The 21,384-nt window shown below is 40.0% G+C and carries 16 protein-coding genes and 1 other RNA gene; 10 read left to right on the top strand and 7 right to left on the bottom strand.

The window, feature by feature from the left end:
• The first annotated feature begins 1 nt into the window (after nucleotide 1).
• The 4 genes from dnaE (at nucleotide 2) to BW139_RS07390 (ending at nucleotide 6,237) form a co-directional block, all read left to right on the top strand.
• Nucleotides 2–3,493 carry a DNA polymerase III subunit alpha gene (dnaE, locus tag BW139_RS07375; protein WP_076919227.1) on the top strand — a complete coding sequence of 1,164 codons (3,492 nt, stop codon included), beginning with the start codon at nucleotides 2–4 and terminating at the stop codon, nucleotides 3,491–3,493.
• A gap of 16 nt (nucleotides 3,494–3,509) precedes the next feature.
• Nucleotides 3,510–4,466, top strand: coding sequence for an acetyl-CoA carboxylase carboxyl transferase subunit alpha (gene accA / locus BW139_RS07380; RefSeq protein WP_008110950.1), 957 nt, complete (start codon nucleotides 3,510–3,512; stop codon nucleotides 4,464–4,466).
• Nucleotides 4,467–4,588: 122 nt separating this feature from the next.
• Complete coding sequence (gene tilS, locus BW139_RS07385; protein WP_076919228.1) at nucleotides 4,589–5,899, top strand: tRNA lysidine(34) synthetase TilS; 1,311 nt, start codon at nucleotides 4,589–4,591, stop codon at nucleotides 5,897–5,899.
• On the top strand, nucleotides 5,896–6,237 hold the full coding sequence (locus tag BW139_RS07390; protein ID WP_076919229.1) for a hypothetical protein: 342 nt from the start codon (nucleotides 5,896–5,898) through the stop codon (nucleotides 6,235–6,237). The genes tilS and BW139_RS07390 overlap by 4 nt, the downstream gene beginning before the upstream one ends.
• Before the next feature lie 57 nt (nucleotides 6,238–6,294).
• On the opposite strand, the gene BW139_RS07395 is transcribed toward BW139_RS07390, so the two are convergent.
• Nucleotides 6,295–7,191: a GGDEF domain-containing protein gene (locus BW139_RS07395; RefSeq protein WP_076919230.1), complete on the bottom strand. Its 897-nt coding sequence runs from the start codon at nucleotides 7,189–7,191 to the stop codon at nucleotides 6,295–6,297.
• Between the two features lie 126 nt (nucleotides 7,192–7,317).
• On the opposite strand from BW139_RS07395, the gene BW139_RS07400 reads away from it, so the two are divergent.
• Complete coding sequence (locus BW139_RS07400) at nucleotides 7,318–9,291, top strand: monovalent cation:proton antiporter-2 (CPA2) family protein (RefSeq protein WP_076919231.1); 1,974 nt, start codon at nucleotides 7,318–7,320, stop codon at nucleotides 9,289–9,291.
• Nucleotides 9,292–9,326: 35 nt separating this feature from the next.
• On the opposite strand, the gene BW139_RS07405 is transcribed toward BW139_RS07400, so the two are convergent.
• A complete protein-coding gene (locus BW139_RS07405; RefSeq protein ID WP_076919232.1) occupies nucleotides 9,327–10,472 on the bottom strand; it encodes a patatin-like phospholipase family protein in 1,146 nt (381 codons plus the stop codon).
• 172 nt (nucleotides 10,473–10,644) lie between these two features.
• Between BW139_RS07405 and BW139_RS07410 the strand changes: the two genes are divergently transcribed.
• The 3 genes from BW139_RS07410 (at nucleotide 10,645) to BW139_RS07420 (ending at nucleotide 14,723) form a co-directional block, all read left to right on the top strand.
• Nucleotides 10,645–11,523: a DUF3014 domain-containing protein gene (locus BW139_RS07410; RefSeq protein WP_076919233.1), complete on the top strand. Its 879-nt coding sequence runs from the start codon at nucleotides 10,645–10,647 to the stop codon at nucleotides 11,521–11,523.
• Between the two features lie 139 nt (nucleotides 11,524–11,662).
• Nucleotides 11,663–11,759: signal recognition particle sRNA small type (gene ffs / locus BW139_RS07415), an RNA gene on the top strand.
• A gap of 207 nt (nucleotides 11,760–11,966) precedes the next feature.
• Complete coding sequence (locus BW139_RS07420; RefSeq protein WP_076919234.1) at nucleotides 11,967–14,723, top strand: response regulator; 2,757 nt, start codon at nucleotides 11,967–11,969, stop codon at nucleotides 14,721–14,723.
• 160 nt (nucleotides 14,724–14,883) lie between these two features.
• Here BW139_RS07420 and BW139_RS07425 read toward each other — a convergent pair whose 3' ends face one another.
• On the bottom strand, nucleotides 14,884–16,308 hold the full coding sequence (locus tag BW139_RS07425) for a sugar porter family MFS transporter (RefSeq protein WP_076919235.1): 1,425 nt from the start codon (nucleotides 16,306–16,308) through the stop codon (nucleotides 14,884–14,886).
• Nucleotides 16,309–16,495: 187 nt separating this feature from the next.
• Between BW139_RS07425 and BW139_RS07430 the strand changes: the two genes are divergently transcribed.
• Nucleotides 16,496–18,652 (top strand): exonuclease domain-containing protein, encoded by a 2,157-nt coding sequence (locus BW139_RS07430; RefSeq protein WP_076919236.1) that lies wholly within the window; start codon nucleotides 16,496–16,498, stop codon nucleotides 18,650–18,652.
• 237 nt (nucleotides 18,653–18,889) lie between these two features.
• A complete protein-coding gene (locus BW139_RS07435; RefSeq protein ID WP_076919237.1) occupies nucleotides 18,890–19,417 on the top strand; it encodes a sel1 repeat family protein in 528 nt (175 codons plus the stop codon).
• A 2-nt stretch (nucleotides 19,418–19,419) separates the two neighbouring features.
• On the opposite strand, the gene BW139_RS07440 is transcribed toward BW139_RS07435, so the two are convergent.
• Genes BW139_RS07440 through BW139_RS07455 form a run of 4 tightly spaced genes read right to left on the bottom strand, consistent with a single transcriptional unit; the run spans nucleotide 19,420 to nucleotide 21,383 of the window.
• Nucleotides 19,420–19,572, bottom strand: a complete 153-nt coding sequence (locus tag BW139_RS07440; protein ID WP_076919238.1) for a YbaM family protein — start codon at nucleotides 19,570–19,572, stop codon at nucleotides 19,420–19,422.
• A complete protein-coding gene (locus BW139_RS07445) occupies nucleotides 19,565–19,837 on the bottom strand; it encodes a late competence development ComFB family protein (protein ID WP_076919239.1) in 273 nt (90 codons plus the stop codon). The genes BW139_RS07440 and BW139_RS07445 overlap by 8 nt, the downstream gene beginning before the upstream one ends.
• A gap of 50 nt (nucleotides 19,838–19,887) precedes the next feature.
• Complete coding sequence (locus tag BW139_RS07450) at nucleotides 19,888–20,775, bottom strand: histone deacetylase (protein WP_076919240.1); 888 nt, start codon at nucleotides 20,773–20,775, stop codon at nucleotides 19,888–19,890.
• On the bottom strand, nucleotides 20,775–21,383 hold the full coding sequence (locus BW139_RS07455) for a primosomal replication protein (RefSeq protein ID WP_008109383.1): 609 nt from the start codon (nucleotides 21,381–21,383) through the stop codon (nucleotides 20,775–20,777). The genes BW139_RS07450 and BW139_RS07455 overlap by 1 nt, the downstream gene beginning before the upstream one ends.
• Between the last annotated feature and the right edge of the window lies 1 nt (nucleotide 21,384).

The raw sequence follows: 21,384 nt of genomic DNA on the forward strand, positions 1-21,384 counted from the left end.
TATGCCAGCTCCTGATTTTGTTCACTTACGAGTGCACTCAGACTTTTCGATGGTTGATGGTTTGGCAAAAACCAAACCAATTGTTGCTAAAGCACAAGAGCTTGAAATGCCAGCGCTGGCAATTACCGATCAAATGAACTTTTGTGGTTTAGTGCGTTTTTATGGCGCAGCGCATAACGCAGGTATCAAGCCACTTGTTGGTGCTGATTTTTGGGTACGTAGCCCTGAGTTTCCTGATGAACCAAGCCGGATAACGTTATTAGCTAAAGATAACACTGGCTATAAAAATATTACTTTATTGATTTCTAAAGCTTACCAACGTGGTCATGTGTTTCATCGCCCAGTGATTGACCGTGAATGGTTAGTTGATTTAAAAGAGGGGCTCATCATACTCTCGGGTGCAAAAGATGGCGATTTAGGAAAAGCATTAATAAAAGGCAACCCCGCTATTGTTGAGTCGGTGGTAAGCTTTTATAAACAGCACTTCAGCGATCATTATTATATTGAGCTTATTCGCACCAACCGTGCTCAAGAAGAAAATTATTTGCACATGGCAGTGGAGCTTGCAACCACAGAGCAACTGCCAGTAGTGGCTACCAATGAAGTGGTATTTTTAAAGCCAGAAAACTTTGAAGCCCATGAAATTCGGGTGGCTATTTTTGATGGTTATACCCTAGATGATAAACGCCGACCAAAGCGTTTTTCACAAGAGCAATACCTAAAAACGCCAGAACAAATGGCAGAGCTATTTAGTGATATTCCAGAGGCGTTACAAAATACCGTAGAAATCGCAAAGCGCTGTAATGTAACCGTTCAATTAGGTGAGTATTTCCTACCAGATTACCCTACAGGCTCATTAAAAATTGATGAGTTTTTGGTTAAAGTCTCACAAGATGGACTTGAAGAACGACTGCAATTTTTATTTCCTGATGAACAAGAACGCCAAGAAAAACGCGGCGAATACGATGAGCGTTTAAAGATAGAGCTCGATGTAATTAACCAAATGGGATTTCCTGGTTACTTCTTGATCGTAATGGAATTTATTCAATGGAGTAAAGATAACAATATTCCTGTAGGTCCAGGGCGTGGTTCAGGTGCGGGCTCCTTAGTAGCTTATGCGCTTAAAATTACCGACCTTGATCCACTAGAGTTCGATTTACTCTTCGAGCGCTTCTTGAATCCAGAACGTGTTTCTATGCCCGACTTTGATGTCGATTTTTGTATGGATAGGCGTGATGAAGTAATTGATCACGTATCGGCCTTGTATGGCCGTGATGCGGTATCGCAAATTATTACTTTTGGTACTATGGCGGCCAAAGCGGTTATACGCGATGTAGGCCGGGTACTTGGTCATCCTTATGGATTTGTTGATCGTATTTCTAAGCTTATTCCGGGCGATCCGGGAATGACCTTGGCCAAAGCGTTTGAAGTTGAACCTCGTTTGCAAGAAGCCTACGACGGCGATGAAGAAGTTAAAGACTTAATCGACATGTGTCGTATTCTTGAGGGTTGTACCCGTAATGCCGGTAAACACGCAGGGGGGGTTGTAATATCGCCGACCACGATTACCGATTTTGCTGCGCTCTATTGTGATGATGAAGGCAAGTTTCCGGTTACTCAGTTTGATAAAAACGATGTAGAAACCGCCGGTTTGGTTAAGTTTGACTTTTTAGGCTTACGTACGCTGACCATCTTGCAGTGGGCAGTGGATATGACCAACGAGCGCTTAAAGCGTGAAGGCAAGCAGCCGGTTGATATCAACACCATTCCACTGAATGATAAAAAAAGTATTGAACTACTGCTGCGCGCTGAAACCACCGCAGTATTCCAGCTAGAATCACGCGGCATGAAAGACCTAGTTCGCCGATTAAAGCCCGATTGCTTCGAAGATATGATAGCCCTAGTTGCTTTGTTCCGTCCAGGTCCACTGCAATCAGGCATGGTAGATAACTTCATCGACCGAAAGCTCGGCAGAGAAGAAATCTCATACCCCGATGCGCAATATCAACACGAAAGTTTAAAGCCTATTCTTGAGCCGACTTACGGCATTATTTTGTATCAAGAACAAGTTATGCAAATAGCGCAGGTGCTGGCCGGTTATACACTAGGCGGCGCCGATATGTTACGTCGTGCCATGGGTAAGAAAAAGCCCGAAGAAATGGCAAAACAGCGCTCAACCTTTGAAGAGGGCGCGCGTAATAATGGCATAGATGGCGAGCTTGCGATAAAAATATTCGACTTGGTTGAAAAGTTCGCGGGTTATGGTTTTAACAAATCTCACTCAGCAGCTTATGCATTGGTATCGTATCAAACGCTGTGGATGAAAACCCATTATCCGGCCGAGTTTATGGCGGCGGTAATGTCGGCTGATATGGATAACACCGACAAAATAGTAACGCTGGTGGATGAGTGTGAAAACATGAAACTCACTTTGTTACCGCCCGATGTAAACGCCGGTGAATACAAGTTTACTGTTAATCTTCAAGGTGAAGTTGTTTACGGTATAGGAGCAATTAAAGGCGTGGGTGAAGCCCCCGTTGATGCCATATTAGAAGCGCGAGCAAAAGGCGGTCCATTTAAGGACCTATTTGATTTTTGTGCGCGTGTTGATTTAAAACGCTTAAATAAACGTGTCACCGAAAAATTAATTTATGCAGGTGCATTAGATCAACTAGGGCCAGAAAAAAATCAACCTGGGCGAGCAACGCTGCTGGCAAGTTTAAAAGATGCAATGCGCGCAGCCGATCAACACAACAAAGCTGAGCTGTTAGGGCAAAGTGACTTGTTTGGTTTACTGGCCACAGAGCCTGACGAAGTAGAGCAAGCGTTTATTAAAGCCACACCACTTACAGATAATCAGTGGCTTGATGGTGAAAAAGATACCTTAGGCCTTTATCTAACTGGCCATCCTATAAATCAGTATCGACGAGAGCTTGGGCATTACACCTCAGGTCGACTCATTGATTTGCAGCCCACTAACCGTGATGTAGTCTCAACTGGAGCGGGCTTGGTGATTGCCGCGAGAACCTTAATTAATAAAAAAGGAAATCGCTGGGCCTTGATAACTTTAGATGACAAAAGCGCCCGAATTGATGTACGCTTGTTTCCAGAACAGTTTGAAATGTACCAAGATATGTTGCAAATCAATAATATTTTGGTGATATCCGGACAGGTCAGCTTTGATAACTTCTCTGGTGGTATTACAATGACCGCCAGAGAAATAAACACCATTGCTCAGGCGCGTGAAAAGCGTATAAAAGCGATTAAGATGACGCTGAATATGGTGCAGATCGAGGCTGGTTTCTTCGATAAATTACAAAAAGTACTCGAACCATACAAAATGGGAACGTGTCCGATCAAGGTATATTATCAACGCCCCGATGCGTTGGTGCAATTAACCCTAGGGATCGAATGGTGTGTTACGCCAAGTGACGACTTAATTCATAAGTTATCGCTGATGGCAGCGCAAAATGTAGAACTAGAATTTAACTAATTAGGTAGTTTAGAGCATGAGCCTCAATTATCTTGATTTTGAGCTTCCAATCGCAGAATTAGAAGCAAAAATTGAAGAATTACAAAATGTAAGCCGCGCTGGCGAATTAGACCTTGGATTAGAAGAGGAAGTCAGCAAACTTAAAGAAAAGAGCGCACAAATGAAGGAGAAAATTTTCTCTGAACTTGGTGCTTGGCAAGTATCACAGCTAGCACGTCATCCGCTGCGTCCTTATACTCGAGATTATATCGAGCGTATTTTTACGGAATTTGACGAGTTTGCGGGTGATCGTACGTTTGCTAACGACCCTGCAATTTTAGGCGGCGTTGCTCGTTTAGATGGTGAACCTGTTATGGTGATCGGTCAGCAAAAGGGCCGTGGTACTGCTGAAAAAATTAAACGTAATTTTGGCATGCCAAAACCAGAAGGTTACCGTAAAGCATTGCGCTTAATGGAAATGGCTGAGCGTTTTAAAATGCCAATCATGACCTTTATCGACACCCCAGGTGCATACCCAGGTGTTGGCGCTGAAGAGCGTGGTCAGTCTGAAGCAATTGCACGTAACCTAAAAGTAATGGCCGCACTAAAAGTACCTACAATTTGTACTGTTATTGGTGAAGGTGGTTCAGGTGGTGCATTAGCGATTGGTGTAGGCGACAGAGTAAACATGCTGCAATACAGCACTTACTCAGTTATTTCACCAGAAGGCTGTGCCTCTATCTTATGGAAAAGTGCTGATAAAGCGCCACTTGCAGCAGAAGCAATGGGTGTAACAGCCGAGCGTGTTAAAGAGCTCGATTTAATTAATAATCTAGTTGATGAGCCGTTAGGCGGTGCACACCGTAATTATGATGCCATGGCACGTAACTTAAAAGTTCGCCTTAAACGCGATTTAGCAGACCTACAAGCGTTATCGCTTGAAGAGATGCTTGATCAACGTTACAAGCGTTTAATGTCGTTTGGTTATTGCTAAACATAGCTAAAAATAGCTAAATAGAGAAAAAAGCCGCCTATGCGGCTTTTTTTGTTTTAAAATGCCTTAACGTAGAGCCTTTCTTATCAGGGCTATTAGTAATTTACTCATTGGGTATATTAATGCACACATCACAAATTTATTTGCAGGTACAACAAGCCCTTAATCAGTATATAGAAAACGGGCAATTCACATTTACTGTGGCCTTATCTGGTGGCGTAGATTCGGTGGTGTTGTTACACATAATGCATGGGTTAAAACAGCAGTACCCGCAATTAAATTTAAGCGCAATTTATGTAAATCATGGTTTAAGTGAAAACGCATTTCATTGGCAGCAATTTTGTCATGCACGTTGTCAGCAGCTAGCAATTAACTTTAAAGCGGCGCAAGTCACGGTAAAGCAACAATCGCGAACCAGTATTGAAGCACAAGCCCGCAAAGTGCGTTATCAAGCGCTTGATGAATACAGCCCCAGTGGTAGTGTCATTTTGCTAGGTCAGCATCTAAACGATCAAATAGAGACTTTTTTACTGCGATTAAAGCGTGGTTCAGGCTTAAAAGGGCTGGGTGCTATGCAGCAAACTCGCGTGCTTGAAAGTGGCCGTGAGTGCTATAGGCCATTATTGGCGGTAAAACGCAGCGAGATAGAAGCGTTTGCCCAGCAATTTAATATTAGCCATATTACCGATGAATCCAACGCCAATGAGCGCTTTGATCGTAATTTTTTGCGCCAGCAAATAGTGCCTAAGTTGGCAGAGCGTTTTACTGGGTTTGAGCAGTGTACAGCACGAAGTATTGAATTATTGCAGCAGCAACAAACACTGCTTGATGAATATACCCAGCAAGATCTCGCACAGTGTCTTAACCAACATCAGGCGCTTAATATACAAAATATGACTCATTACAGCGCTATTCGTATTGCGAATCTTCTGCGCGCATGGCTGGCTCTATTTACCCATACCATGCCTTCGCAAAAACAGTTAATGCAAATAATGAGTCAGGCTATTCATGCGCAAGCTGATGCGCAAATGGTTATTGAGCTAAGTGGTGGGCAAATACGCCGCCATCAAGGTTATCTGTATTTTGTGCAACCGACGCCATTAGCCGTAAATATTGAACGCGTAACAAGTCACGAACTAGTGCTTAATGACGGAAAAATACTACAATGTTTGCAAGGGGTGGGTATACGCGCCCCTAAACCTGATGAACAAGTCAGTGTTCGTTTTAACTGTAATAGTGCGCGTATTAAACCACTCAAAAAACCAGGCAGTAATAGCCTTAAACATTGGTTTAAAGATGCAAAAGTAGCCCCTTGGCTTCGTGCTCATATTCCATTAATTTTTTACAATGATGAGCTAGTTCAAGTGGTGGGTTATTTTGTTAGTGATAACCATAAAGATGAGAATGGAGTTATTTGGGAGTATAAATCATGAGTCAACAACCTCATGTTGGGCTGTCACTTGTTAATAAAGCGCCTATTGGCATGCTAATTACCTTTTTAATTGCAGCATTAGCAAATGTATTTTTAACCCTTAATATTGTTACCCTCGGCTACGCTGTATTGGGTGGTATGGTATGTGCCGCTATTTTACTTGCCTATTGGTTAGGTAAGGGAGGCGTATTTTTCATTCTAGGGGTGAGTATGCCCTTACTGTTAGTGCTTTTTACACCGCTTGCGACAATTGCCGCATTACTTAATTTACTCAGTGGTTTCTTTTTTGGCTTTTGCGCCATGTTGCTAATTTACAAATACTTTATATTAAAAAAGTAGCGTAAAAAAGCCCAGCGGGGGAGGCTGGGCTTTTCAAATATTATGTTCTTTTATTGTTTAATAAGCTTTTGCGCAATTTCGCCCAGAAGCTTTTGCTTTATATAAGCCTTTGTCTGCACGAGAAAATATCTCGTTATGGCAGTCGCCGTTGTTAGTCAGTGTAAAGCCAATACTGGCAGTGACATCGTATTTAGACATAATCGGAGAGTTTCTTACCAAACGCATAATACGCTCAGCCACCACTTTATTGGTAGTAAAAGCAGGGTCTTCAATTAGTATTGAAAACTCATCGCCACCAAAACGAAACACAGAATCAGTGCCTCTTATACTGCTAGATAGTACAGCTGCAAACTCTTTTAAAACGTCATCGCCAATTTTATGACCATAGTTGTCATTAACTTGTTTGAAGTTGTCTAAATCAAGTAGCATTAAACTAAATTGATGGCCGTTACGTCTATGATTTTCAAGCTTTTGTAGCAACATGTCATTAAATTGACTACGGTTGTTTAACCCCGTCAACGAGTCTTTTGTTGCTAGCTTTAATACACGGTTGTACATTATTGCATTACGTAGTGGATAAATTAATACACTGTGAAAATGCTGCAGCTTTTTTTCAATAGCCGCACTAAGCGGATATTTTGTGTAATAAGTGAGTGTGCCTAAATGCTCACTTTCAACTTTTAGATCAAATGAGTAGGCTGGGTTTTCAACATCACTATTGGGTGTTTTAACATCTATACATGATGTTTGAAAGTGTACCCCAGAAAAATTAAGCAGCTGTTTTGCAAAATTTGCAAATGTGCCTAAAATATCTTCCAGCACTAAGCTGGTTTGTAGTTTGGCCGCCAGCTCATGCAGTGCTGTTGGTGTATTGCTATTGTATTGCTCTGCTGAGAACGGCAAAAATTCACCGCGACCAGAGATACGTTGTGTCAAAATATGAACGTTTTCCACTATTTATTCCCCCTATAGTATTACTTTTGTAAATTAAGCAGATCGCGTGCCACATTTTAATTCTGGCTGAAACTTATGCGGTTGCTATAGTTAAGTCACACCCCATAGATTGTTATAAGGTTTGCGTTGCAAAGTATTAATGCTCAGATTTTTGGACTTTTAGTCGCTGCGGTTTTATTTGTATGGCTATTTAAGCGCATAGGGCTTCCCCCTGTGTTGGCTTATTTGGCTGTGGGTTTATTAGCGGGTGGTCATGGTGTTGGCTGGATGACGCAAAGCCATGAAATGGACTTTATTGCAGAGCTAGGTATTGTATTTTTGCTGTTTAGCTTAGGTTTGGAGTTTTCTGTATCGCGCCTAATGGCGATGCGTAATATTGTATTTGGTTTAGGGTCGCTACAAGTATTTGTTAGTAGTATTTTGCTGATTGTGATTCTGCATTTATTAAATTTTAATTTATTAACCAGTTTTACCATTGGCATTATTATTACGCTCTCCTCTACTGCGGTGGTTGCCAAATTATTAAAAGAGAGCGGTGATTTAAATAAACGCCGTGGGCAATTGGCAATCGGCGTTTTATTATTTCAAGATATTGCCGTTGTGCCATTACTGATTATTTTGCCTTTGTTTGCCAGCAATGATTCAAATGGTATTGGCTGGGCTTTGTTATTTGCACTCACTAAAGGTGCGTTTGTATGTGTGTTGTTATGGGCTATTGGTAAATGGGTTTTACCTAAAGTCTTTAATGAAGTGGCATTAGCAAAAAGCGATGAACTGTTTGTATTAACCACTTTATTAGTTGCTTTATTTGCGGGTTTACTTACTTATTCATTTGGCTTATCAATGGCATTAGGGGCTTTTTTAGCGGGTATGATGCTTGGGGAGAGCCATTATCGCCATCAGTTAGAAGCGGATATTCGCCCGTTTCGTGATATTTTAATGGGGCTATTTTTTGTCACCGTAGGTATGCAGCTAGATATAAGCTTTGTATTTGATAATACAGGTATCATTATTGCAGCCTTAGTTGGTATTTTAATTTTAAAAATTGCCGTAGTTACCGTCTCGTCTTTGTTTATGGGTGAGCGAAAACAAGACGCGTTAGCGTGCGCTATTATGCTGTGGCAAATGGGTGAGTTTGGTTTTGTGTTAATAGCACTCGCAGCACAGCATGACTTACTAAATGTGGAGCAAGTCTCATTTTTAATTGCCATGGGCGTAATTTCTATGGCACTCACCCCGTATTTAATCGATAAGACTCCCTTTATTTTAAAGCGACTGGGAATGTTAGAGCGCGCTAAGTTTACCTATGAAGACGAGCCGCAAAGCAGTCCGCTTTATCATAACCATGTAGTCATATGTGGGTTTTCTCGGGTAGGGCAAACCATTGCTCGCTTTTTATCGCCAGAGGCTATTGATTATGTGGCCATTGAAAGCGATCCCATTTTAGTACAGGAAGGAAAAGCGGCGGGTGAGCCTTTATTGTTTGGTCACGTCGAACAAAAAGATATTTTAAAGTGTGCTGGGGTAGAGCGGGCACGCTTAGTGATTATTACTTTTACGGAATTTCAACAAACTCAAATAGTGATTGATGCCATAAAACAGGTTGCTCCTAAGGTAAAAATACTCATAAGAACCCGTGACGACAGTCAACTAGAGCGTTTAAAAGATTTAGGCGTCACTGAGGTTGTTCCTGAGGCATTAGAGGCAAGCTTAATGCTGGTCTCACATGTGTTGTCTATGTCGGGTGTGCCAATGAGCCGAATAATTCGTCGCGTTAGTAGTGAGAGGCGTAATCGCTATAAGCTATTGCAAAGTTTTTTTGCAGGCGAAAATATCGAAAGCGATACCAATTTGCCCGAACGCTTAGAGTACTTACATGTCATTGCCTTGCCGGATAAAGCATTTGCGGTAAACAAGGCTATTAGTGAGCTTAATTTAGGTAAAAGAAAAGTGCTAATTAAGGCGTTGCGTCGTGAGGGGGAAGAAATAGAGATGCCACAAGAGCATACCATACTATATGCAAATGATATTTTAGTATTGCAAGGTAAACCGAGGCGAGTGGAGCATGTTGAGCATTACTTACTTGATGGCATTGAGTAAGTTAGAGCCTGTTAACCTTTAAAGATTAACAGCCCCTAGTCTAGCTCTAAAAACTTCCTTATCTCGGGTAGTTGCTTCATACCATCTTCGTATCCAATTTGAATTAAGTGCTGGGTGTAGCGTTTTTCAAATAATAAGTAACTGGTTAAACTCGACTGAGAGCGTTTTTTTACACCGATCATGCGCAGTAACACTTTAATTGCCCAAGGCATATCATCATAGTATTGCGCTGCAATTGCATTAAAGTTTTGCGAGGGGTTAATGATAAAGCTGTCTATTTGTTTTAACTCTTGATGCTTTTGTCTATCGGGTAATAACCCCAGCGTACGATTTACTCGATCTAATCGTTCTAAATCAGACTGCATGGTATCGGTAAATACACTGTCGAGTAAGTGGCCTGCTACAGCAGAAAGCCCGGGGAAATGCGCAGAGTAACCTGGAGGGTGAGGTTCCTTGGGTTGTTCAACACCAATAATAAATATTTTATTTGCCCCTAAGTGAATGGACGGGCTTAAAGGTGAAAGTTGATGTATAGAACCATCACCAAAGTAGTGGTTATAAATATTTACACTAGGAAAAACCATAGGAATAGCACTTGAGGCCATTAAATGCTCAACATTAATTCGCGTAGCGCGACCTTCGCGTTTTGCTCGCTGCCAAGAATGCTGCGTATTTGACTGAAAAAAAGCAACAGAATCACCGGTCGTATAACTAGATGCTGTAATCGACAGCGCCTCTAAGTAGTCACGATGTAAGTTACGTTCAATTCGATGTAAATCAAGAATATCGTTTAACAGTTTTCTAAGTGGTCGATTATTCAGCAAGCTCGCCGGTGGATGGTTTATATGCTCAGACTGAAAACTAGTTAAAATATTACGAGTAATATGACCAAACACACTCAAAAAGTCACTTTTGTATACCATAGAGGTGGAAAAGTTTTTCCATACTGTCTCTAGCTTTCTAACGGCTAAATGCATACATGAAGCGTAACATGCTAACGCCGCAGAATTAATTGCGCCAGCAGATGTACCATTTATCACTCTAAAGGGCAGTGGGGCAGTTCTGGGCATACTTTGCGCTAATGCTTTTAACACGCCCACTTGGTAAGCTGCTCGGGCACCACCACCGGTGAGTAATAAAGCCACTTTTGGTTTACTAGGATCGACTTGCTTAATTTTCATGTTACGTATTTAAACTGTTCACTGTCTTTACTTTATTTATTCACTGTAAGTCTTTAAGCTAGAAGAATCAAAGGATACATAACTTACATTAATAAATATTGGTGTAAATTATGAATTAAATCTGTTTAGAGTACTCTAAACAGTATCGCATTTTTATATTTATGGAGTTCGTATGTCAGATAAACCATCAGGATCAGACGTTCAAAAACGTCCGCCGAATAACAACCTTATTTTTGCAGGGGTTATTTTACTAATCATCATTATTGCCGTTGCGTTTGTTTTATTAAAACCAAGTGAATCTCCAAAAACAGTAATGCAGGTTGAAGAACCGGTAAAAGAGCAACCTATTATGGAGCTAAAGCCTGAAAACGACCCTGTGGTAGGTGCGCCTTCTGTTAAACCTGAAAAACCTGCCGAATTAGCCGTTCCAGCTCAGCGTCCAGAGGTTGAGCCCGAAGCCGAAGTTGTGCCTTTACCAACGTTAAACGACAGCGACCCTGTAGTCATTGCAAAATTAGATGAATACTTGGGTGATGTAGCGATGAGCTTAGTGTTAAATGATGATGTTATTCGTCGTGGCGTAGTGTTTGTCGATAATTTAGCAAAAGGCAAAGTGGCTACTAAGCATACTCCAGTTGCAAAATTAGAAGAGGGTTTTAGCGTAAACGAAGGCGATATTTTAACAATTGATCCTAATAGCTATGAACGCTATACCCCGTATGTAAAAATATTAACAAGTATGAGTGCAGCACAAACCGTGCGCTTATATGAAGAATATAAACCGCTGATCAATAGCGCATACACTGAAATAGGCTATGGTGATGATGAGTTTACTCAAACACTTGAAGATGCCATTGACCTGTTACTTGATACTCCTGAGCCAAAAGGCAGTTTACCTCTATTACGTGACTCAGTGACTTATCAGTATGCGTTTTCTGAATGGGAGCAATTACCCGCTGCGCAAAAGCAACTTTTACGCATGGGTCCAGAGAACATGAAAAAAGTAAAAGCGGCACTACGTAACATTAAAGCTGAGTTAGAGAGCAATTAATAATCGCTTTAACACCTAAATAGACTGCGATTGTATATGAAGTATGCAATCGCACTTTCTTTTTTGATTATCCCTTGAATAACAGAGCAAAAGTAGAGATAATCTCAATCGCGCCAACCAAGGCCCTCAATGGTAGTCTTATTGGTCCTCTCGCAACACTAGCAGGCGAACCTGGTCAGGCCCGGAAGGGAGCAGCCACAGTTTGTGACGTGTGTGCCGAGATGTGGCTGGTAAGACTGCCACCCAAATTCCTCATTTGGGTGTATTAAAATTCCATTTATCTATTTTCTAATATTTATTTTGTTATTCGTACGCTAATTCTAGCTTTTACGCACTTAGCTAATTTTTTGTCATTATAGACAATAGCTAATGGGTAAGTAATAATTAAAACTCGCGATTATACTATACACCGCAGGTGTTCAATAAAGCTATAAAGGGTCAATATGACATCTCAGAGGAATAAATGGGCGCTGGCAATATTACTCGGGCTTATTGGAGGTTGCGCTAACCTTCTACCTCTGTATTTTTTTGATAGCTCTGAATTTTTATTTGGTCAGGCGTTTGTAATACTTAGCCTAGTGTTTGCAGGGCTTCGTTATTCTCTTCTTAGTTTAGCAATTGTAACTGGTTTTTTATTTTATCGCTGGGGGCATAGCTGGACCAGTGTTGTTTATTTACTTGAGCTATTTTGGCTTTATGCCTTTTGTTTAAAGCGTTCTAAGCCAATACTTCCTTTAGGCGCCGTATTTTGGTTTTTAGTGGGCTTACCACTGGTGTGGGTTTTGGGTCACTTTGTTATAGGCCTGCCTTGGCTCACACTTGTTGTGGCTGCCTCAAAATACTTAATCAATGCTATGATAGCGTTGGCTTTGGTCGACTTGGTGAGTATATTTGTCCCCCATGCAAGCCGAGCTTATCAAGGGCAGCCTCTGGCCCGAATATTAAGCTATGTTGTAAGTATAATTATTGCTTTAGTGGTTTTGATCACCAGTGTCTTTTTGGTTAATCAGCATTATTCGCGCTTAGAATACGAAGTAAACACTCAACTTAAAGAAAAATCTCGTTCGATCAGTGCCCAGCTGAGTGATTATTTATTGTTTCATAAAAGTGCCATGGTAATAACCAGTGATGCAATAAGTGCTGGGGTATCAATACAACAGCAGTTAGAGCGGCTAATAGAATTATATCCTGGCTTTGTAACTAGTCTATATGCCAGCTCTGAAGGTTATGTCGAGAAAAGTATACCGAGTGAATTGCTCAGTGGTTTGAGTCAGAGTCAGCGTTATATTAATGATCGTCCTTATTTTGCTCAAGCTCAGCAGTTCCCGTTGGGCTACATCAGTGGTGTTTTTCAAGGCAGAGGATTAGGCGATCAACCCATTGTAGCGCTTTCCGCCCCGATTTATAAAAATGATGAGTTTTATGGGGTCGTTGAGGGATCACTTAAGCTAGATCAATTAGAGCGGTTTATACCAAATTTATTTGAATATAATGGGGATTTACTTGTTCTAGATGCAGATAAAAAAGTGGTATTTAGTTCGTTAAGCCAGTTTGCTGCGCTCAGTGATTTTAAGCAGCAGGAACTTAGTCTTCAAAGCCTCAGTGGCAATCAACTTTTTCGCTCAAATGATAACGAGATGTACCATACAAATCAGTATGTTGACGACAACACAGGTTGGCAGGTTATATCGTTATATAATCGTAAACATTTAACTATGGTGGTAGTGGCTGCATGGTTGCCTACTATGTTATTAGGATTATGCTCTATTGCACTAGTGGTTTTATTTATTCATAAATTTACCCATTTGTTGGTTAAACCCATCATAGAGCTCACTCATTTAATTAATAGCTTTAGTAAAACTAAAAAACACGTATTTAATACAGATTCTAGTTGGTATGAAGTGCTGCAACTACAGCAACAATTTGAAATGTTGGGCAATGCACTACAACACTCAATTAAAAGTTTGCAAGCTTCTAATGTAAAAAATGAAGATCTCAATAAACAGCTTAGTCATTTTAATCAGCAATTAGAAGAGAAAGTCGCAGAGCAAACAACTGAATTAACACAAGCAGTTAAACTCGCCAATGAAGCAAATATTGCTAAGTCACAATTTTTAGCAAACATGAGTCACGAACTTCGAACACCTATGAATGGCATATTAGGTATGGGAGAGGTTTTGCTTCGAGATCAGTCCTTAAGTACCGAACAAAAGGAGTTGTTAATCACACAGCAAAAAAGTGCAAAAAACTTGCTTAATATTCTTAACGATATTTTAGATTTTTCTAAAATTGAAGCAAATGCCATGGAGCTAAATATTAAGCCCACGCAGCTAACTCCATTTATCGAAAATATACGTTCTTTATTTTCCTCGATTGTTGCTGCCAAAGAGGTAGAGTTTACGGTTATTCAATCTAAGAATTTACCACTGTGCATTAGTGTTGATGAATTACGCTTAAATCAGGTGATCATTAATTTACTCTCTAATGCGTATAAATTTACGCAGCAAGGCTTTGTGAATTTGTCGTTTGATTATCACGATAATAAGCTTCAAATTAGCGTTGAAGATAGTGGCATCGGTATTGCGAAGGCACAGCAATCACTGTTATTTAGCGAATTTACTCAAGCTGATGTGGGCGTTGCTCGTAAATATGGGGGAACAGGGCTCGGGTTAGCTATTTCTCAAAAGCTGATAAAAATGATGGGCGGTGAAATTCAGTTGCACAGCGAAGAAGGTAAAGGTAGTACGTTTGCGTTTAGTATTAGCGCACCAGAGTCAGCAGACGCTCCCTCAACCTTACCTAAAAAAGCAGCTTTGCAACCAAATCTACTAGGTAAGCACATACTGTTGGTAGAAGATAATGCGATAAATCGGCAGGTTATTTCAAAAATGTTGGAGCCGACTAAAGCTGTGGTTGTTATGGCCGAGGATGGTATTAAGGCTCTTGATGTATTAAAAGAGCAATCGTTTGATTTGATTTTAATGGATTGCCAAATGCCTAACATGGATGGTTATGAATGCACACGTACGATTAGAGTTATGGAACTTAAAACAGGTTGGCGAGTGCCTATAGTAGCGATTACGGCTAATGCTTATGAAGAAGATAAACAGCGATGCTTAATAGCCGGTATGGATGACTTTATTGCCAAACCAATTAATAGTGATGATTTATACACTGTGATTGGTAATATACTCAGTTGATAATAGTTCAACAGGCAAAAGCTGACACCGTGCCAGAGAGTATTCGCTTGCCAAATGGTTAAATGTATCTAATTAGTTTTATGAGCAGAAAAATAAGATAATAGAATGGGGATTAGCCTGAGTAAACTAATGGAAAGTCGATGCTACTCAGGCTAAATAATTACATTGACTCTAATTTCATACCGCGTGTTTCTTTGATGTATTTGACCACAAAAAATACACTAATAAATGCCGATAAGGCATAAAAGCCATAAGCGCCAGCTAAACCAATACTGCCGAGCATAATCGGGAAGGTCATAGTAATAGCAAAGTTAGCTATCCATTGCGCGCTAGCTGCAACAGCAAGGGCCGCACCGCGAATACGGTTATTAAACATTTCGCCAAGTAGCACCCACACTATAGGGCCCCAACTTAAGCCAAAAAATACCACAAACAAATTAGCCATTATTAATGCAAAGGTACCCATATTTTCGCTAAGTGCTAACTTGCCTGCTTCATCAAGGCCTGCACTTCCAAAGGTATAGGTAAGTGCACTTAAACTAATAAACATACCTATGCTACCTACCAATAATAGTGGCTTACGGCCTACTTTATCGACTAAAGCAATAGCTATAAAGGTAGATAAAATATTAGTAGTACCGGCAAGTACATTAATAAACAGTGATTGTGATTCATCAAAACCAGCCGCTTGCCAAAGCTCTGAGCCGTAATAAAATACCACGTTAATACCAACAAATTGTTGGAAAACCGATAAAGCCACACCCACCCAAACAATAGGGTGTACTTTTTTACTGCCATCAATAAATAAGTCGCGAATACTTGGTTTTTTATCACTTTGCAGAGACTGCTTCACGTCACTGATTTGTGTATCAGCATCGTCATTTGAGATTTTGTTAAATACAGTTTTAGCGTGTTTAAGTTTACCTTGTGCGACTAGGTAACGCGGTGACTCAGGAATAAAAAGTACGCCAATTAAAAATAACCCTGCAGGAACAAGTTCAGCCCAAAACATCCAGCGCCATGCGGCTAAATCGAACATTAAAATACCTTCGGCACCGCCAGCGGCGTTAGCAATTAGGTAATTACTTAAAAAGGCTGCAAATAAGCCCAGAACAATAGCGAGTTGTTGCAATGTCGCTAAACGACCACGTAAACTTGCTGGTGCTACTTCTGCAATATAAGCAGGCGCTAAAACAGAGGCTGCACCTATGCCTAATCCGCCAAATAAGCGGTAAAAAATAAACTCAGCGGAACTGTCGGCAATCCCAGAGCCAAAAGCGCTGACTGCAAATATAATGGCAGTAACAATCATAATAACGCGACGACCAAACTTATCAGCTAATGGGCCAGCCGCTAAAGCACCCAATGCACAACCTAATAAAACAGACGCAACATTAAAACCAGTTGCAACACTGCTTGAATTAAATGTCTTACCTAATGCCGATACAGTGCCGTTTATAACGCCCGAATCAAAACCAAATAAAAAGCCACCAATAGCGGCAACGGCCGATATAAAAATAACATATAAAAGTGAGCACGTTGTCTCTGCGCTATGCTCACCTTTAGTTGCATGCTGTGTTGTCATGTTGTTCAATCCTAATTTTTATTATGTGTAATTAAAGTAGCACTAAATTTGCTGGCAACCTTAGCACAGAGTAATCACGCTAAAAAAGATATTTCAATAGTAATACGTATGCATAAAAAAATTTTATTGGGTTGATAAAAATAATGAGATGCTAGATACTGTTTTTATATACAGTATGGGCGGTTTTATGAAAAAAGAGTTACCAGCGAAATATTATTTGGCACATTTTAGAGAGCTATTAACGTTTGTTAGTGAGAAATGCGTGCATTTACTCGAGCAAAAGCATATGTCATTTATTAATAAAATAAATACGCTCGACGAGCAAAGCCAGTGTATGTTGGCGCGTATTTATTCTCGTAAACCTTACTTAGTACAAACCCAATCATTAAACTACGAAGAAATTAGCTTGCCATACCAAGCACTTTTTAACTTAAAAGCGGTAAAGTTAATTGCTGAACCTTCTGATAAAGATCATAGGCAACTACTAAGGCACCTAACAAAACCGGCCTTAATAGAGCTGTTAGAAAAGCAAGAACAAACGCCATTATTTAAAAAAAGCGCTGCTAAAAGTAACTTAGTTGAAATAGCTATTTCATTCTTTGAATCTAAGCCAGAGTGTCTTGCACACTTATATAATCAGTACGTGATAAATAATAGAGAAGAGTATTACGAGTATTTTGAATTTTTATATATTGGCAGGCTCAGTGCAGGTGATATTAATCATCAAAATCGATTTGTATTGCGAGATTTAGGCGTAACACCTGTTAGGCAAGAGCATAATGAAAGCTTATCGCGCTTTGATTCAATAAAGGAAGCGCAGTCTAACTATGCATTAAACCGTTTGCGACTAACGCTTAAAAATACAAAAGATGACAATGAAAGAGAGGGACTAGCAAAGCGGTTAATGAATGAAGTAGCGGTAGGGGTTATTGCACAAGAGTTAAAAAACAAGTTACTGGTTATGCTTTATAAGCAACTAAAAACAACTAACCCAACACTTGCGTTTGATGTACTTAATGCCTGCGAAGACGATGCACAAGCCTTAGAAATTCAAATAAGAGAGCAATACCGTTTAGGCAATAAAGAATGGGTAAAAGCGCAGCTTGAGAAGATTATAGAAAACCCGCTTAGTGATGAGCTACTGTATTTTGCAGATGACTTTTTAATGCGTAAATTTAACAAGCAAACCCGTTCGCGACTCAGTGAAATGTTAGCCAGTACACGCTGCATTATAGACGTTGATGAACTTTACCGTGGCGATGTTGAGTTAGGTGTAAGCGATCACTACACTCGTCAAGGAAAACAGGTTTTTTATACTGAAAATACTTTATGGCAAAGCTTATTTGCGCTGGTTTTTTGGCAAGAACTCTTTATTGAAACCCCGACACCGCCTTGTAATGAATTTGATATTTTCCCTCAAGCGTTAAAAACAGACACCTTTTATTTAAATCAATCCTCACAAATAGAAGCGCGGCTGGCTGCGTGTAATAGTGCCCAGAAATTGCTGCGTTTAGTGTGTCACCATGCCGCAAAGTATTATGAGCAACCAAATGGCTTATTTAGGTGGCACCCAGATGTATTAAAGCCAGTAGAGATGCTTATATTAAATAGTCCAATAACCGTTTTACTTCAGCATTTAAAAAACATGGCAAAGAACTACCGACAGCTAAAAGATGGTTACCCCGATTTAATGATTGTTGATAACAATGCCGTTCATTTTGAAGAGGTTAAAGCACCTGGCGATAAGCTTAAAAGAAACCAGCTAGTGAGTATCGATAATTTAAAAAGCTGTGGCTTTATCGTAAATATTGCAGCGGTAAACTGGTATGTAGACCCTAACCGTATTTATAGTGTAGTTGATATTGAAACTACAGGAGGCCTCAAAGGCGGTAACCGCATTACCGAAATTGGTATTGTTAAAGTAAAGCAGGGCGAAATAGTTGATACATGGACCACATTGATAAACCCAGAGCGACCCATCCCTCGTTTTATTACCAAACTAACTGGTATTAACGACGCCATGGTAAGTGATGCGCCTATATTTAGCGACATTGCTTCGACTTTATTAGATAAGCTTTCGGGTAGTATTTTTGTCGCTCACAATGTTAATTTTGATTATGGCTTTATTAAAAAAGAGCTTGAGGGGCTGGGAATCAACTTTAAAATGCCAAAACTATGTACCGTTGTTGAATCACGTAAAGCATTTAAGGGATTAAAGTCGTATTCGCTGGGAAATTTATCTGCACACTTTAATTTAGACTTAACCAACCATCACCGTGCATTAGACGATGCCAAAGCGGCCGCGCAGTTATTACTACTAGTTCAACAAACAGACAGCCAGTGATAAATTTGAGCCAGTTAAATGTATTGTACTTAAAGTAACTTGGGTATAAACACAGGGTATTAAAAAATTAGGTTTATCTATTTTTAAATGGGCGGTTAAAACTGCGCTTATAAAAATAATCGCTGTAAGCTTTGCAATCCCATGATAATATTAAATTTATGTTAACAGGTTTTAGGGCAGATGCTTTAAAAGTGATGTATGTTTCTGGGCAAAAACAATAATAAATTAAGGATAATAATGAATCATCGACAATTGAGTGCCACTTTGCTGGTATTGATGGCTTTAATAACTGGCTGTAATTCGTCACCAATAAGTCTTTACAGCGATAATACCATGAAGAAAAAAGAATATAATGGTGTTAAGGCATACAGAAAAGGGGAGTTTGAAGAGGCTTTTAACTATTTAGAAGAACCCGCTGCATTGGGTTATAAAAGTGCACAATACACCCTAGCGTTTATGTTTTTAAAAGGACAATATTTAGAGCAATCAACTAAGTTTGGTATGGGGTGGTTGGGTGTTGCTGCAGAAGCTGGCGTTGAAAATTGGTCACAACAATATGATACTTTTTATGCCGCTGCGACAACAGAAGACAAACAAGAAATAGATGCAATTGTCGCCGTTTATATTGAACAATTTGGTGTTAAAGCTCAAAACATGACATGCCGTAGGTCAACATCACCTAGGCGCACATTCGGCGAAATTAAAATTGATTGTAGTAAACATGACGGTGTTGTCACTGTGTATGAAGTAGACACAATTGAATGAAGCTAGTTGTTAACTAGCTTTTTCTCAAAGTCACTTTTTACGATATCGAGCGCTTTTAATACTTCTTCTGGCTCTACATCGTGTTGCTCTAAAATCATAATTAAATCAACAGCCAGTTTCACGTGTGTAGGAGCTTCTTCTAACGGGTTACTCATTAATATCTTTCTTTTTAGCAATCTGATCAATCGCAAAATTAATGGCAACTTCTACGCGTTGCTGCATATCTAAACGATCTGTTTGAGTTAAATAAAACGCCATATCTACATCGTATCTAATATAACGTGGGGGTAATTGATTGAGTACGGTGCAGCAAAAGTCAGCCATTACATCGTCGTTGTAACGTTCATTAAGTTTACGTTTTTCTATTTCTTCTAAAACGAGTTTTTCGTAAAAATTGTGTATGTCGTCATCTAATCGCATATTCCTGTCACTCTTTTTTATTGTCTGTAATGAGTCTATACCAAGGATTGTTATAAATCGAGAGCCGCTTTAAATAGTTGCTTATGGACACTAACTAAATTGTTGATGTTACGTTGATAACCGCCACCTAAAGCGCACATCAGCGGTGTGTTTCGCTGCTTACAAAAGTTAAGAACAGCAAAGTCGCGTTTATACACACCAGCTAGAGAAACATCAAATAAGCCGAGTTCGTCTTTGGTATAAATATCGGCGCCCGCATTATATAAAATAATATCGGGCTGGTGGAGACGAACACATAACTCAAGAGCTTGCTCTAGTGTTGTTAAATACTCTGCATCTGTGGTGTTTGCAGGTAAGCCAAAGTCGTAGTTTGAGAGCTGTTTTTGCCGAGGAAAATTTTGTTCACAGTGAATTGAACAACTAATTATCTGCTCGTGCTGTTGGGTTATTTGCGCGGTACCATCACCTTGGTGTACGTCACAATCAAAGATTAATACGGCGTCGGCTTGCTCCGTTGTAATAAGATGCGCTGCCGCAATGGCTAAATCATTAAAAATACAAAAGCCACTACCGTAATTGCTATAAGCATGGTGGTAGCCGCCACTTAAATTAGCCGCTAAACCACTTTTAAGTGCACTTTCAGCGGCTTGAATACTGGCACCAACAGAGTAAAGTGTTCGCTCAACAAGTTCAGGAGAATGAGGGAATCCCATTTTCTTCACCGCTTTGTCAGTTAACGACCCGTTTAAAAAGTTAGCAATATAATCTGAGTTATGGCACAAGTTTAATTGCGATATTGTTGCAGGCGAAGGCGATATAAACTGGGTATAGCCTAAACATTCAACTTCATGTTTAAGCTGCTGATACTTTTTAATTGGAAAGCGATGGCGTTCAGGTAACTCTAATTGCGAGTACAGGTCGTGATAAAAAAGCTGCATTAGCGTAGCTGTTGTTTTTCTACTTGTTGAATTTTGTCTTCGGTGGCAGAAATCGCTTTTCTACAACGCCCGAGTCGTGCATGAGTAGTTAAAATTTCTTGATTAAGCTTTTGTGCTTGCGCTGGTGATGCTTTTTCCATCTGTAATTTACGCTCTTCAATCATTAATACCAGGCGGCGTTCAAATTCATGGTTTTGTTTAAGTTCGTCATATAACTCATGAGATGATTGCATGATTTTTTGCACTGCTTGTTTATAAACAGGCTGTTTAGCACGAGGCTTATAATGGCTTTTGTTTTCTTTCACCCAAATAGGGGTCGATTTAATAACATTAAATACTGCTTGTACCTGACTGGCAATACGCTCAAGTGCATAGGTGTAAGCATGACGGTGTTCGCTCGGTGGTAGGCTAGCTATTTCATCTTCTATTTCTACTACATAGTCGGCTAAGTTCATGCTTTTGGTACTAAATACGGCTCTGTCAAATAAGCTCGGCTGTGCCTGCATATACCGATTTTTAGAAAAGAGCTTTGCTTTGTCAAATTGCTCTGCCTGTTGCTTAAGCGTGGCAACTTGTTGGCGTAGTTTATCTAAAGCGGCAGGTTGCATG

The organism is Pseudoalteromonas sp. SK18 (assembly GCF_001974855.1).
In the GTDB taxonomy this organism is placed as follows: domain Bacteria; phylum Pseudomonadota; class Gammaproteobacteria; order Enterobacterales; family Alteromonadaceae; genus Pseudoalteromonas.

Bases quoted from the DNA above. Each gene is read 5' to 3' on its own strand.
- dnaE (WP_076919227.1), top strand. From the start codon at position 2: ATGCCAGCTCCTGATTTTGTTCACTTACGAGTGCACTCAGACTTTTCG.
- BW139_RS07445 (WP_076919239.1), bottom strand. From the start codon at position 19,837: ATGCGATTAGATGACGACATACACAATTTTTACGAAAAACTCGTTTTA.
- BW139_RS07410 (WP_076919233.1), top strand. From the start codon at position 10,645: ATGTCAGATAAACCATCAGGATCAGACGTTCAAAAACGTCCGCCGAAT.
- tilS (WP_076919228.1), top strand. From the start codon at position 4,589: ATGCACACATCACAAATTTATTTGCAGGTACAACAAGCCCTTAATCAG.
- accA (WP_008110950.1), top strand. From the start codon at position 3,510: ATGAGCCTCAATTATCTTGATTTTGAGCTTCCAATCGCAGAATTAGAA.
- BW139_RS07390 (WP_076919229.1), top strand. From the start codon at position 5,896: ATGAGTCAACAACCTCATGTTGGGCTGTCACTTGTTAATAAAGCGCCT.
- BW139_RS07430 (WP_076919236.1), top strand. From the start codon at position 16,496: ATGAAAAAAGAGTTACCAGCGAAATATTATTTGGCACATTTTAGAGAG.
- BW139_RS07450 (WP_076919240.1), bottom strand. From the start codon at position 20,775: ATGCAGCTTTTTTATCACGACCTGTACTCGCAATTAGAGTTACCTGAA.
- BW139_RS07405 (WP_076919232.1), bottom strand. From the start codon at position 10,472: ATGAAAATTAAGCAAGTCGATCCTAGTAAACCAAAAGTGGCTTTATTA.
- BW139_RS07440 (WP_076919238.1), bottom strand. From the start codon at position 19,572: ATGAGTAACCCGTTAGAAGAAGCTCCTACACACGTGAAACTGGCTGTT.
- BW139_RS07455 (WP_008109383.1), bottom strand. From the start codon at position 21,383: ATGCAACCTGCCGCTTTAGATAAACTACGCCAACAAGTTGCCACGCTT.
- BW139_RS07425 (WP_076919235.1), bottom strand. From the start codon at position 16,308: ATGACAACACAGCATGCAACTAAAGGTGAGCATAGCGCAGAGACAACG.
- BW139_RS07420 (WP_076919234.1), top strand. From the start codon at position 11,967: ATGACATCTCAGAGGAATAAATGGGCGCTGGCAATATTACTCGGGCTT.
- BW139_RS07435 (WP_076919237.1), top strand. From the start codon at position 18,890: ATGAATCATCGACAATTGAGTGCCACTTTGCTGGTATTGATGGCTTTA.